Source organism: Acetobacterium sp. (assembly GCF_030652775.1).
Classification (GTDB): Bacteria; Bacillota; Clostridia; order Eubacteriales; family Eubacteriaceae; genus Acetobacterium.
Genome location: NZ_JAUSPS010000075.1, coordinates 127045 through 139441 on the forward strand (window position 1 = coordinate 127045; position 12397 = coordinate 139441).

Consider the following 12397-nt stretch of genomic DNA (forward strand, 5'->3'; position numbering starts at 1 on the left):
GTGAATAATAATATATTTGAAATGAGTAAAACAAAAATATCAAACAAAAGAAGATAAAATTAAGGCAAGAATTTGTAAAAAAAAGCGATGTCGGAGGATTGTTATTTTATTAAAATCCAGTCATCTGGAAGTGCTTGTATTTCAGAAAATAGGATATTTTGAAAATCAACCTCCGTCTTTTCATCCCAGTCGGCGCCGACTGCAGCTTTCGTTTTGCTAACCTCAGCTAAAAACATTTCAATCTCAGTCTGCGAGAGGGTTGGAAAATATTTTTTCTGGATTATTTTACTTTTTGAAATATAAAACAGTTTTTCGCCATCCCGAACCGGTATTTTCAAAAGGATATCTCTGGTTGTCAGGTGCTTATAAGCATGAAGATTATGGCTGATATAAGCCAGACTATTGATCAGGTCCCGGTATGTGGTGGCTCGTTCGTAATGATATTGGGCCGACTCTTTATGCATACAGATCTGCAATTGATTGATGAAACAGTTTAACTCGGTGTCTTCGGAAAAAATCCGAATCAAGGTCTGTCTGTTTTTCAAAAAATCTTCCGGGCTCATAAGCTCGGGAAGTGTATGATAGTGAAAATTGAAACTGTTGTTCTCCTGAATAATTGGAAAGAGGTGGGTGAGCATATCGATCAATGATAGGATTACCTGTTTTCTCCGAAACGGTCCAAAGCTATGATCTTCTCGTTCCGGGACAATCGATAACCCCTTGGAGTGACCTGAATTAGTAACTTTCAGATAGAAATAGCGGCGGTCGTTTTTCATTTGCGAATTGAAATAAGGCTGGATCTCTTTAATCAGCTGACATTCCAGCAGTCGGGCTTCTAAATGGGTATCGGTGACAATATAATCGATATCATCAATGAAAAAAATCATTCTTTCGATCTTTGGCTGCTTAGGGGATTTAGTGAAATAGGATTTCACTCTTTTTTTCAGGCATTTACTTTTTCCGACATAAATGATTCGACCGGTGGAATCCAACATTTTATAAACGCCTGGATGCGGCGGGATCTGGTTTAGTTTCTTTTCTAAATGGCTCATCGTTTCGGTTCCCATATCATGTTTATTTTGGTTATGGCTAAAAAATATTTCGTTTTTTCACTTGCTTATACAATAACATAACAGTAGCTAGTTTAACCTTGATCAGCGGGAACTTTTGAAGAAACTGTACAAAAAAAGTAAACTCTTGACATCTTGTATAAAAAGAATTACAATGAGTTTAAAGTCAGTGAGTTTGGAGTCAGTAAAATGAAAACGAAACGTCAAATCCAAAAAGAAGCAACCAGAAAAATTATTTTGAATGCCGCCTATCAAATGTATGCAAATGAAGGGTTTAGCGCCACTACCAATCAAATAGCCAAGGCAGCTAATGTTTCTCATGGTACTATCTTTGTTCATTTTCCAACGGTAGATAATCTCATTATTTGTCTGCTTGAACGTTTTGGTTCTGAAATTAATGAGCATTTGCATCTCCTCTCGGAAAAGGATGAAAGTCTGGAGACTTTTTTGGCGGCCCATATTAATGTTCTGATCTGTTATGAAGATTTTTATAAAAGGCTTATTTCCGAAATTAACAGTTTACCCCAAGAAGCAAAGTATGTATTCATTAATATCCAATCAGTGGTTTCGTTTCATCTTAATCAGGTGATCGAACGTGAAAAGGAAAAAATGGCAATCAAAGAAATACCGATGCATATAATTTTTAACAGTTGGTTAGGTTTGATACACTATTATCTTACCAATAACTATCTTTTTACAGCAGGGTCAGTGCTAACGGATCATAAGGATGAATTGATTTTGAACTATATAAAATTAATTAGAAAATGAAAGGAATCAATGATATGAAAGCTTACGATAATTTTTTTCTGCCTGTCGATGATTTAGAAGAAGCAAAAAACTATTTTTCCAATGTGTTAGGTTTGAAATTAAAGTTTGATTTTTCAGACAAGGGCATGGCTGCATTTAATGTTGGTGATGAAGAACCGGCGATTATCTTAAAGGAAAAAAATAAATTCCCGGATGCAAAACCGACCATCTGGTTTGTTGTGGATAACGTCAATGATGAGTATGAACGGCTTCACAGTAATGGGGTTAATTTTATAAGTAAGCCGTTTCAAATTGGAACGGGTAATGCGGTTGAATTTGAAGATTTATTCGGCAATCGATTGGGAATGACTGATTATTGTTAATGGCAGGAAATTATCGATATTAAATGATTCAAGGAGGTAAAAAGATGAAAACATGTATAGCATGCGGAATGCCAATGAAGAAAGAAAGCGACTTTGCAATGGGCGACACCAGTAAGGAGTACTGTGTCTATTGCGCAAAGGCAGATGGTTCGATGCATTCTTTTGAAGAAAAGAAACAGAGTCTGATAAATTTCACGATCAAAACCCAGGGACTTGACGAAGCTGTTGCCGAAAAGGCGGTCGAGAATATGATGCGTCAACTGCCAGCGTGGAAAGAGTGTTTTTAGGAATAAGAACCGAACGAAAAGGATGAAAAAAGTAGCCGTGATGGTCCCAGCTAAAGAGGATCATCACGGCTAGTTTCGTTGATTAATTCTTAACCCCGGTTTTTCTGATCAGTACCCAGGTTAATCCAGTTGCGATGATACTGAAGATTATTAATGAGAACATTCCAATAAAGGGGTTATGGGCAGAAATGCCCATGGATATGTCTAAAAACTTCGCCAGGATGGTTGAAATCTGACCAGAGATGAACATATCAATGATCGGTAAAACCACAAAGACGACGATATAAAAACCAACGATATAACTGACTTTCTGTTTTTTATTCATCCGATAGAGAGCCACGGTAATCAAATAACCAAGGGCTTGAGCGGCAATAAAAAGAACCGTCAGAAAAAGAAAACTGATAAGATATTCAGATAGACCGCTGAATGAAGCGATTCCTGGGGATTGATAGATCATACTCAACAAGCTGGAATACGCAATGCCACTTAATGGCGATTCGATTAACTTTCCGAGCGCCAATAGCAGCAGTGAAAACAAGGCCATCGTCACAGCCAATGTTACCGCAACGCAGATCCGATTTACAAATAAAGATTTTCGCGAGATGCCGTTTTGCAGGGCAAACAAAAAATTATCTTTAAAAGCGTTAAGTCCGCAAACGAAAAGAAATACGGCGGGAGCTATATCGAGGCCTGCGATTTGGCTGGATTGATTCGTCGTCAGGATGTCAGATGAAAAGGTGATTTGCATCGGAACAAGCGCCATCACGGCAAGGATGACCCCACAAAAGATTAAAACTGCGTTTCGGTGATCCACAAGCTGATATTTATAAATTGCATTTAATTTCATTACTTTACTCCTCGTTTGTTAATTTGATGAATAATTTCTGTAAATCCAGGTTGGTTATCTCAATGCCGTCAGGCAACGTGTGCTTATTAATTGAACCAATAATAGTGGCGGTTTTTAACCCGCCCAGAACATCTTCGCCAATGACTTCCTTGTCGGCAATAAAGGTATCGACATGCTTGATTGCGCCGGTAACGGAATAGCCTTTGCGTAATAAGCTTTCACAGGATTCGTTCACCAGAATTTCACCGTTTTTGATAATCATGATATACTCCAGCAGACTGGCGATTTCATCGATTAAATGGGTGGAAATAATCGCGGTGAATGGTCTATCGCTATACTTTTCGATCAATAACCGGTAAAACATTTCCCGATGATTGGCATCCAGGCCCAATACCGGTTCGTCAAACAAGACATAGGGGGTGTTGACCGAAAGGGCTGTGATGATTTTAAAAATAGAAGTATAACCAGTCGACAACGATCGGATTTTTTTCTTGGTATTCAGTTTAAATTGCTTGGCTAAGTTGAGTGCATAGTCCAAATCAAAATCTTTGAAAAATTGTTTAGTCCACTTGAATGCTTCATTACAGGTCATACTCTCGGGATACAGATTTTTTTCTGACATCAGATAGAGCAGTCCCTGAGTCATGTCGTTTTCAACGCTTACCAGACCATCGATGGTAATTTTGCCGCTGTCGGCAAAGAGTCGATTGGTGATAATATTCAACAGGGTTGATTTTCCAGCGCCGTTTCGACCCAATAATCCGTATATTTTGTGCGGCTCAAAAGTCAGGCTCACCTGATTTAAAGCTAGTGTGTCACCAAATGTTTTCGTCACATCATTTATTTGTATTCCGTTCATTCCTTGTAACCTCTTTCTACCATTCCCAGAATTTCTTGATTAGTGATACCTAGTTTTTTTGCTTCTTCGATGAGTTTTTTAATATAATGATCGAAAAATAATTCTTTGCGTTTGTCCCGCAGTTTTGAAACCGCACCGGGAGCGACAAACATACCAACGCCCCGCTTTTTAAAAATAATGCCTTCGTCAACCAGGATTGAGATGCCCTTAAGCGCCGTGGCCGGATTGATTTTATAACTGACCGACAATTCAGTTATCGATGGAATCTGACCGCTTTCCTCAAACGCTCCAGTTAAGATGGCATCTTCAATGCCATCGGCAATTTGAACAAAGATCGGCCGTTCATCTTCAAAATTTATCTGCACAGGGATACCCCCTTTCGAGTATCATAGTTAGTTAGTTGACTAATTAACTATGATACTATTGTAAAGCCGGGTTGCTTTTTTGTCAATACCAATTTTATGAACAATGAAATTTTTTATAAACAGTGAAATTTTTGCATGGGAAAATCCAGCTTGGGGTGTTTTTTTTTAACCTTTTTATGCTATACTCACAAATGAAAACGAATGTGCGTTGTCCGCTGATAATGGTTTATTTTGATTTTGGGCGGCGAGCGAAAATTTAAAGCAAATGAAGAGGGGAAAAGTTAATGTACGAATATTATTATAAAACACAGGATTTTGGGATGTGCCTGATGGAGAGCACAGGATCTGGGGAGGAAGCCATCATTCCTACTGATCGAGATATTCTAATTGTTGGGGATGACATATTTAAAGGGCACAAAGAATTGCTGCGGGTAGAATTTCCTGATACGGTCATTGAGATTGGCGGTTTTGTTTTTGACGGATGTGAAAACCTGAAAGATGTAAAGCTTCCTGCCAATCTCAAAGATTTCTGGCAATATGCCATGACCCGATGCGGTATCGAAGAAATTGATATACCGGGAACGGTGGAACGGATCGCCGCTTTTACATTTAACGAGTGCACGCAGCTGAAAACGGTAAAAATCAATGAAGGAACAAAAAAGATCCTGGCCTGGGCATTCAAAGACTGTGTTAATTTAACAGACGTCTATTTACCTGCTACCATTGAAGAAATCAGTGATAAAGCGTTTGAAGGATGTTCAAAGGTAGTTCTCCACCGGGAATAGTTTTACGGGTTGTGAGATTATTTAAGAAAGCTCCGATCAAATTTTTATCAAAATTTGATCGGAGCTTTAAATTATTTTAGGATCATTTATAGATAAGGATATCCTTTGGTGATATTAATTTAATTTTCCGTACTGTTGGTTTTGTGGAATGGTCCAGCCTTTAGGTTCGCTGGCATTCAAATCTTCATCAAAAATACTGGCTCTGATGAGTTGGTTATTATCATAGGTTTTAAAATAATAGGAACCAGTATTACAGACCATACAAGCGGTATATTGAGTAAAATCGACACCATCATCAGTGATAACACTGCCTTTGGGAATTTCTACTGATGATAAAATATGAAAAGCCGCTTTGACACCTTCATCCTCGGTTTCTAGGTTGTTGATGGCTTCTTTTCCGAAAAGAGCACGCAAAAAGCGCGAAGGTGGGGTGTAATCACCAGGCAAACCAAAGGTTCTGGCACCATTTCCTAAGGGTGAAAATGTGACGCCGTTAAGTTTGATGGGTCCCAGTTTGTTGGGGTTTACTCCAATGTAATTACGAATATTAGTAAGATGCCAGTTAAAATCAGGGCTATTGGACATGACTCCCAGAGGATTGTCGTGGATGACAATACCATCTTTCATGGGTTCGATAACGATGGTCTGTCCAATTTTATCGGTTACAATCCAGTGGAGGGGCGAGACAATTTCAAATATTTCGGTTGGCCGATTGACGATGTTCAATTGTGGTATAGCAGCTTTTACATCGTCTAGTGTTGCGAAATTTGATAGAATCCAGGCAACTACTTCAAGCGGGGCTAGGTTCGTTTGGCTTGGGTCAACTTCATCGCTGTATTGGGCATAGTCGGGAAAATACAAGGTTGCACAGGCTAGTCCTGCTTCGTTTAAGCCATCAGTTAGAATAGCAGGCTCGGTTTTCCGACCCATGCCCATAAAAGCGTATTTGGTCGGTCTTTTCATTTCATCCACCTGGGAAGCCAGAGGATATTTTCGGGGAACAAAAACTAGATCAGGATCAAGAATATAAGCAAAATCCATGGTCCGAGCAAGTATGTTTAAATGATTATCGGTGGTTAAGGTTAAACTGGTACACATGATTAAGACACCTGCTTTCTTTATTTCACTCATCATATATGATTTTTCTAAATGTGTAAAGGTGAAGGTGCAAAACAATGAGACGAGGTATGTTGTGAAAAACAATAGCAAAATGGTGCGTTTTTTTCAATCAAAATGTCGATCGAAAAAAGTAATCGGATTTAATGATAAAAAGGAGAAGTGATAATCAAGGTTGGTTAATATACGAACAAGTGTTTAAATATCGAACAAAAAATGGGGCGAAAGTGTTCTTAAATAAAGCACTCGTATGTCATGAAAGCCGAAGATGTGACATATTGTCGAATTTTTCAGATTGGCATAGAATTTGCTAGTTATTTATAATAAGCATTCATCTAGAGATCGGCGGATGATTAGAAACGCCTGATATGGGTATATAAAAAAACAATGAATTGAATCAGAAAAGCTGGATCAGAAGAATGTATTTAAAACTAAAAAAAGTGGAGGAAAAAAATGACAAAAACAGGGAAATTACTCGACATGGCAAAAAAAATGGCAGAAGCAGCTGCTGAAAAAGCAATCCAAATTGATGTGCCAATGGTGATCGTTATTTGTGATGCTGGTGGAAACATGGTGTTATTTAACCGGATGGAAGATTCTTTATTGGCCAGCATGGATATTGCTACTAATAAAGCTTATACATCTGTAGCTCTTAAAATGAGCACCGATACTGCGGCAGATCTTGCCAAAGAATCCGGACAGCTTTTTGGTATAGCATCCTGCGATAAAGGAAGAATGGTTGTATTTGGGGGTGGTTTCCCAATTGTTGAAGATGGAAAAATTATTGGCGGTATTGGAGTCAGTGGCGGAAGCGTTGCAGAAGATATGACCGTGGCTCAAGCTGGCCTGGATGCTCTGAAATAAGTCTGGAAAATTGCTTGGCTGATCCAGTTCAACTGAAACTTTAGTTGGTATCTTGTCTGCAATTGCACAGATTTGATCCAGTTGATTAAGAAAGATTAAAAATAAGTGTGAATTAAAAATGACCAGCTACCCATTCAGGGAGACTGGTCATTTTTGATTGAGAAATGAATCCAACTATTTGGTTTTGTGGATGCTTAATTAAAACCAAAAACAATCGGGAAAATAAAGGCGACAATAGCTAACCAGACGGCATAAACATAGAGATAGGTCGTCTGCCAGTTTTCGATCGTGATAAAATCTATTTTTTTAAGGAAAAAGCGGGCATAAAGCCAGGCTAATCCGCCCAGATTAATCAACAGAATCAGATTTTCCCCCAGTGCGGCCAGCTTATTCGGTGTTACCCCAAATGCGGATAAGCGAAACAGGATGGCTGATAAGGCTACCACATCGATAATCATTGCCGTAATAATCAGAGCCATATTCAGATAGTCAAAAAGCCTGTTTTTAGCGTAGGGATTTCGGGCCGAAATGGTGTATAAAACCAGACCGAGGACCAATGCCAGCATAAAATCAAAGGCGATCAGATAATCTCTTTCCATAAAAGGACTATTCCCGGAAAAAACCAGGACTAACAGAAAGGCAATCATGCTAACCAGGAAAAGCGGACTGAATATTTTTGCCAAAATCGGGGCAAAATTCTCGACCACGCTTTTTTTGGTCTCAACCAGGTAGACAGTGATCATGGCCACGGCAGCGGCGCCATAAATAATTAAATAATTTTGAATAAACCAACTGGCATCGATTTGAATGGCAAAAAAGATGGCCTGGGTAAACAGAGCCAAAACAATGAGTCCACAGAAAATAAGGGTGCCGTAAATCACGGATTCACCAGTGAAACGAATAAAATTCATCCGTCCCTGGCTGCTGCGCCAATCCGAACCCATATAGGCAGCCCCGGTGATCAGCCATAAGAATAATGGCAGATGCAGAGCGGTCAGTAATTCGGTGTTGTTCGGAGGATGCGAAGGATAAGTGTTGATCAGGATGGCCGCACCGGCAAAAATGCCTAAAATCACGGCAACCATTTTTAAATTGGATTTGTTTTTATACAGAAAAAACAGGGCGATCAATGGCAAGATGAAAAAACTCAAATTTTTAAAATAAAACAGTTGGTATTGGGGGTCGTTGAAACTATAACCTAAAAGTTCCGGAATTTTAAAAAAGATACCAGCCAGAAACGAGAAGAGAATCACCAGCCCGATATAGCGCTGATTTTCGCTTGAGATTCCGGTGGGTTCGGGTTCTAACATCAATTGCTTCCAGAGGTTTTCAGTATTTACTTTTGAATATTCCCGGGAAACCGAATGGGTATCGCCAAAACGCTTCACACTGATTAAAAAAGCTTCTTCCGCTGATAATCCGGCGTGTAGCAGATCTTCAATTTCATCGTACAGATGACTTTCCAATTCGATAATGTCCGTTTCCTTAAAATGCCCCTGACTTCGCAGGCAGTCACTCCAGGCACGGATGTTTTTTTCTAAATCAAACATGGCAAGCAGTCCTCCTTGTTCATAATTTCAAACCAGGTTTTTGAAAGTGCGGTATGGATAATATCCCACTGTTTCTTTTGTACTTCCAGTTCAATCAGTCCTTCCTCTTTTAGTTTATAATATTTTCGCTTCCGTCCACCTTCAGAATTATTCCAATAAGATTGAATAAAGTTCTTTTCTTCAAGACGATGGAGCACAGGATAGAGCATCCCCTCGGACCAGACGAGCTCATCTCCGGTTAATTCTTTAACCTTCTTGATAATCGCATAGCCATAACTGTCGTTCTCTTTTAGGATGGATAAAATAAAGGGCGTCGCAGAAGCCGCAATTAAATCCTTTGATACATTCATGAATAACCTCCAATACATAGAACTCTTAGGTATGGTTGTATTATACATAGAACATCTAGGTAATGCAAGTCTTTTCTGCAATTGCTTTCATATCGGCAGTTGATTTTCAAGGGTTCAATTCTATGTTAGAATAGAATCTGTAAAACATAAAGAATGCGAATTGGCGGCGCGTCAGTAATTTGAACGCCAATTCAAATAGATAGTTGAGGTAGAATAAATTGGAACGAGAAGAATTTTTCAACCGGCGCCCGGGAATAATTGGTGAAAGAAATTTCAGTCAGTATGCAGTATTGGTAGTTCTGGTGGAAACTGCAGAAGGGCCGGCATTTATTTTTGAAAAACGCGCAGAGACATTAAATCGTCAGCCGGGAGAAATCTGTTTTCCAGGGGGACGGCTGGAAGCGGGTGAAACACCTTTGGAAGCAGCAATCCGCGAAACCATCGAAGAGCTGCTGGTTGATCGTCAGCAAATTGAAATACTGGGACCCGGTGATGTGTTTATATCGCCGTTTAATATGATGATCTACCCTTTTATTGCGATACTTCAAGATTACCGATATGGTTTCAGCGAGGAAGAAGTTGGTGATGTTTTTACCGTGCCAGTGCGTTTTTTTCAGGAACATGTGCCCAAAAAGTATCTTAATCACCTGAGTCATGAACAACCCAACGATTTCCCCTATGAGTGTATTCCCGGCGGAAAGAACTACCCCTGGGTTAAAGGGACCTATGAGACAAATTTCTATACCTATCAAGGAGATGTGATTTGGGGGATGACCGCATGTATTATTGAATCTACCGTCGAATTGATTCAAGACTACCATTTACTAAACGGAATGTAAGGGGGAATTAAAATGAAGCTTGCTAAATTACTGATCAGTGTCATTGCAATGATGATGACCTTTGTTTTTATTTACCAATCTATGATTAGTGGAACACTGGACTTTTCATCTCAAACACCGAATATTTATGGATATGGATGGTTGACTGGACTTGCTTTACTGCTGATTGCCGGAACAATCGGGGTAGCATCAATAAACAACGATGACCGGAAAATTTTACTAACCGCCGCAAAATTTTATTTTGGAACCGCCATTGTTATGCTTTTATTTGCTGGAAATGATAGCATGACTGCAACAGCAACTGTTTATGGGGTGTTGGCGGGAATTGTTTTTCTGGTGAATGGTTTAATGACAAAAAGTGAAGATGATCAGGAATACGGTTGGGAAGAGAAACGAAAATGGGGCAAAAAGAAAGCCCCGGTAAAAAAAGACACAGGATATATAGAAACCTGGGGAGAAAATGATTTTAATGAAAAAACAAAAAAAGATCTAAAACGAAAATCACCTCGAAAGCCATGGGTGTTTGCGACCATCTGGATAAGTATTGTTATTATTGCCGGAATCTTTTTTGGTATTGCTTTTCTGATCGACGAAGAGGAAAGTCGATATGACTACTCAGAGCAAGTGCAAAACGATGAAACAGTAACACAGGAGTCAGCCAGAGTCTATGGACCAGGCGAAACATGGACAGTAGATGGCGATTTCTCAGTGACTTTTACGGCCGCCAATGAGACTGATTTTAGAAATGAGTTCGCTGAGGCGAATCCGGCTCAGGTATTAGTATTGACCTATGATTACGCCAACATTGGACACGAAAAGGATGTGATGGATCTTTATATTTCTTCGGTCAGTTTTTATGTGATCGATGAAAGTGGCGTGATCGCTGAAACATATCCGGTGACGGGAATATCCTATCCTCAGGAAATACCCATCGGAGCATCCTGTTTGGGAGCCCAGGAAGCATTTGGTCTGAAAAATGCCAGCCAGGAAGTGATGGTTCATGTGGAAATTTATGGAAATGACTATGAGCCCTATGAAGCATATTTCAAACTGCCGGTTCAAAGTTCAGTGCCAACCGTGTAAAGCCATGACGGGAAAACAGTTAGTCAGTAATACTTAAGGAACAACCAAAAATCGAATCGAGGAAATAATGAAAAAAATCTATATCTATGTCTTTCTAACGGGAATGCTTTTCGGATCGATGGAGGTTGCCTTGAAAATTGGGGGAGCAACATTTAATCCCATCCAGCTGACCTTTATCCGCTTCTTAATAGGAGGGCTTTTTCTGTTGCCCTTTGCAATCCACGATCTCAGAAAAAAACAGACAAAGCTCAGCAAAAGCGATTTGGGTTATCTATTTACATTGGGATTAATCTGCATCTGCTTTAGTATGGTGCTTTTCCAGATTGGCTTAATGGGTATTAATGCCAGCCTGGCGGCGTTGATTTTTTCGATTAATCCGGTATTTACGATGGTCTTTGCCCATTTTATCGTACATGAAAAATTCACGAAAAAAAAGGCCATTGCGCTGACCATTAGTATAATCGGGTTGATTATTGTGATGAATCCCCAAAAACTCGTCTCCGGCGAAAACAATCTCTGGTATTTATTAATGACCCTGGTGGCGGCGATTGCCTTTGGGTTGTACACCGCCTATGGCAAAAAAAGAATTGCCAAAATCGGCGGGGTGGCTCAAAACAGTTTTAGCTTTCTGATGGGTTCGGGGGTATTGTTGATTATACTGATGGTTAGCGGCCAACCTGTTTTTCAGGGTATTAGTCTGGAAACAGCACCGCTGCTTTTTTATCTGGGCGTATGTGTGACCGGGATTGGCTATTACTTTTATCTGAAAACCGTTGAAATGGCCGGGCCATCCATGGCCTCGGTGGCCTTTTTTATTAAACCGATGGTTGCTCCCGTTTTTGCATTAGTCATTTTGGGTGAAACCATCACGATAAACGTCGGCGTTGGACTTATTTTTATTCTATTCGGATCTTTTGTTAACCTCACCGATGGCGATAAATTGGTCCGGATGTTCAGATTGGAAAAGGTCTTTTACCGATAGTCAGAAAAGATACAATATTTCTGCAAAAACTAGTTGACAAAGAGTTAAAAAGTCTTTATACTAACAAAGTCGTCAAAAACAGCGACGGCGAAAACAGAACAACACAGAAAACAACTTAAAAGAATTTCAAAAAACAGCTTGACAATCATAAGAAACGACGATATAATAGAAAAGCTTCTTCGGTAGGAAACTGCTGAGCAAACAACAAGAAGCGGCGGTCATAGAAAAGAGAATAGTACCATAAAACCTGTAAAACAGCCGAAACATCCG

15 protein-coding genes are annotated in these 12397 nt (G+C 39.6%); 8 read left to right on the forward strand and 7 right to left on the reverse strand.

Translation table 11 applies throughout. From position 1 onward, the window contains the following. Positions 1 to 101 precede the first annotated feature (101 nt). Positions 102 to 1052, reverse strand: a complete 951-nt coding sequence (locus Q7J41_RS14175) for a GIY-YIG nuclease family protein (protein ID WP_304889087.1) — start codon at positions 1050 to 1052, stop codon at positions 102 to 104. A gap of 207 nt (positions 1053 to 1259) precedes the next feature. Between Q7J41_RS14175 and Q7J41_RS14180 the strand changes: the two genes are divergently transcribed. The 3 genes from Q7J41_RS14180 to Q7J41_RS14190 are packed head-to-tail and all read left to right on the forward strand — an operon-like array spanning position 1260 to position 2487. Further along, positions 1260 to 1838, forward strand: coding sequence for a TetR/AcrR family transcriptional regulator (locus Q7J41_RS14180; RefSeq protein ID WP_304889088.1), 579 nt, complete (start codon positions 1260 to 1262; stop codon positions 1836 to 1838). 14 nt (positions 1839 to 1852) lie between these two features. Then, positions 1853 to 2200 (forward strand): VOC family protein, encoded by a 348-nt coding sequence (locus Q7J41_RS14185; RefSeq protein WP_304889089.1) that lies wholly within the window; start codon positions 1853 to 1855, stop codon positions 2198 to 2200. 44 nt (positions 2201 to 2244) lie between these two features. Beyond that, positions 2245 to 2487 (forward strand): zinc ribbon domain-containing protein, encoded by a 243-nt coding sequence (locus tag Q7J41_RS14190; protein ID WP_304889090.1) that lies wholly within the window; start codon positions 2245 to 2247, stop codon positions 2485 to 2487. A gap of 82 nt (positions 2488 to 2569) precedes the next feature. Here Q7J41_RS14190 and Q7J41_RS14195 read toward each other — a convergent pair whose 3' ends face one another. The 3 genes from Q7J41_RS14195 to Q7J41_RS14205 are packed head-to-tail and all read right to left on the reverse strand — an operon-like array spanning position 2570 to position 4558. Then, complete coding sequence (locus Q7J41_RS14195) at positions 2570 to 3334, reverse strand: hypothetical protein (protein ID WP_304889091.1); 765 nt, start codon at positions 3332 to 3334, stop codon at positions 2570 to 2572. Positions 3335 to 3338: 4 nt separating this feature from the next. Beyond that, complete coding sequence (locus Q7J41_RS14200) at positions 3339 to 4193, reverse strand: ABC transporter ATP-binding protein (protein ID WP_304889092.1); 855 nt, start codon at positions 4191 to 4193, stop codon at positions 3339 to 3341. Beyond that, positions 4190 to 4558 (reverse strand): GntR family transcriptional regulator, encoded by a 369-nt coding sequence (locus tag Q7J41_RS14205; RefSeq protein WP_304889093.1) that lies wholly within the window; start codon positions 4556 to 4558, stop codon positions 4190 to 4192. The genes Q7J41_RS14200 and Q7J41_RS14205 overlap by 4 nt, the downstream gene beginning before the upstream one ends. A 284-nt stretch (positions 4559 to 4842) precedes the next feature. On the opposite strand from Q7J41_RS14205, the gene Q7J41_RS14210 reads away from it, so the two are divergent. Beyond that, entirely contained in the window at positions 4843 to 5343 is a 501-nt protein-coding gene (locus Q7J41_RS14210; protein WP_304889094.1) for a leucine-rich repeat domain-containing protein, read from the forward strand. Positions 5344 to 5457: 114 nt separating this feature from the next. Here the strand turns inward: Q7J41_RS14210 and Q7J41_RS14215 are convergent, their stop codons facing one another. Beyond that, a complete protein-coding gene (locus Q7J41_RS14215; RefSeq protein ID WP_304889095.1) occupies positions 5458 to 6441 on the reverse strand; it encodes a choloylglycine hydrolase family protein in 984 nt (327 codons plus the stop codon). Positions 6442 to 6912: 471 nt separating this feature from the next. Here Q7J41_RS14215 and Q7J41_RS14220 point away from each other — a divergent pair, with 471 nt between their 5' ends. Beyond that, the gene (locus Q7J41_RS14220) at positions 6913 to 7323 is read left to right on the forward strand and encodes a heme-binding protein (RefSeq protein WP_304889096.1); all 411 of its coding nucleotides are present in this window, start codon (positions 6913 to 6915) and stop codon (positions 7321 to 7323) included. A gap of 194 nt (positions 7324 to 7517) precedes the next feature. Here the strand turns inward: Q7J41_RS14220 and Q7J41_RS14225 are convergent, their stop codons facing one another. Both Q7J41_RS14225 and Q7J41_RS14230 read right to left on the reverse strand, forming a co-directional pair. After that, positions 7518 to 8873 (reverse strand): permease prefix domain 1-containing protein, encoded by a 1356-nt coding sequence (locus Q7J41_RS14225; RefSeq protein WP_304889097.1) that lies wholly within the window; start codon positions 8871 to 8873, stop codon positions 7518 to 7520. Then, positions 8861 to 9223, reverse strand: a complete 363-nt coding sequence (locus Q7J41_RS14230; RefSeq protein ID WP_304889098.1) for a PadR family transcriptional regulator — start codon at positions 9221 to 9223, stop codon at positions 8861 to 8863. The genes Q7J41_RS14225 and Q7J41_RS14230 overlap by 13 nt, the downstream gene beginning before the upstream one ends. A 218-nt stretch (positions 9224 to 9441) precedes the next feature. Here Q7J41_RS14230 and Q7J41_RS14235 point away from each other — a divergent pair, with 218 nt between their 5' ends. The 3 genes from Q7J41_RS14235 (at position 9442) to Q7J41_RS14245 (ending at position 12127) form a co-directional block, all read left to right on the forward strand. Then, a complete protein-coding gene (locus Q7J41_RS14235; RefSeq protein WP_304889099.1) occupies positions 9442 to 10062 on the forward strand; it encodes a CoA pyrophosphatase in 621 nt (206 codons plus the stop codon). A gap of 12 nt (positions 10063 to 10074) precedes the next feature. Further along, positions 10075 to 11145: a hypothetical protein gene (locus Q7J41_RS14240; protein ID WP_304889100.1), complete on the forward strand. Its 1071-nt coding sequence runs from the start codon at positions 10075 to 10077 to the stop codon at positions 11143 to 11145. A 67-nt stretch (positions 11146 to 11212) separates the two neighbouring features. Continuing rightward, complete coding sequence (locus tag Q7J41_RS14245) at positions 11213 to 12127, forward strand: DMT family transporter (RefSeq protein WP_304889101.1); 915 nt, start codon at positions 11213 to 11215, stop codon at positions 12125 to 12127. The last annotated feature ends 270 nt before the right edge of the window (positions 12128 to 12397 follow it).

What these genes read in the sequence shown, in the direction of transcription:
- Q7J41_RS14175 (WP_304889087.1), bottom strand. Translation starts at nt 1,052, where the DNA reads ATGAGCCATTTAGAAAAGAAACTAAACCAGATCCCGCCGCATCCAGGC.
- Q7J41_RS14180 (WP_304889088.1), top strand. Translation starts at nt 1,260, where the DNA reads ATGAAAACGAAACGTCAAATCCAAAAAGAAGCAACCAGAAAAATTATT.
- Q7J41_RS14185 (WP_304889089.1), top strand. Translation starts at nt 1,853, where the DNA reads ATGAAAGCTTACGATAATTTTTTTCTGCCTGTCGATGATTTAGAAGAA.
- Q7J41_RS14190 (WP_304889090.1), top strand. Translation starts at nt 2,245, where the DNA reads ATGAAAACATGTATAGCATGCGGAATGCCAATGAAGAAAGAAAGCGAC.
- Q7J41_RS14195 (WP_304889091.1), bottom strand. Translation starts at nt 3,334, where the DNA reads ATGAAATTAAATGCAATTTATAAATATCAGCTTGTGGATCACCGAAAC.
- Q7J41_RS14200 (WP_304889092.1), bottom strand. Translation starts at nt 4,193, where the DNA reads ATGAACGGAATACAAATAAATGATGTGACGAAAACATTTGGTGACACA.
- Q7J41_RS14210 (WP_304889094.1), top strand. Translation starts at nt 4,843, where the DNA reads ATGTACGAATATTATTATAAAACACAGGATTTTGGGATGTGCCTGATG.
- Q7J41_RS14215 (WP_304889095.1), bottom strand. Translation starts at nt 6,441, where the DNA reads ATGTGTACCAGTTTAACCTTAACCACCGATAATCATTTAAACATACTT.
- Q7J41_RS14220 (WP_304889096.1), top strand. Translation starts at nt 6,913, where the DNA reads ATGACAAAAACAGGGAAATTACTCGACATGGCAAAAAAAATGGCAGAA.
- Q7J41_RS14225 (WP_304889097.1), bottom strand. Translation starts at nt 8,873, where the DNA reads ATGTTTGATTTAGAAAAAAACATCCGTGCCTGGAGTGACTGCCTGCGA.
- Q7J41_RS14230 (WP_304889098.1), bottom strand. Translation starts at nt 9,223, where the DNA reads ATGAATGTATCAAAGGATTTAATTGCGGCTTCTGCGACGCCCTTTATT.
- Q7J41_RS14240 (WP_304889100.1), top strand. Translation starts at nt 10,075, where the DNA reads ATGAAGCTTGCTAAATTACTGATCAGTGTCATTGCAATGATGATGACC.
- Q7J41_RS14245 (WP_304889101.1), top strand. Translation starts at nt 11,213, where the DNA reads ATGAAAAAAATCTATATCTATGTCTTTCTAACGGGAATGCTTTTCGGA.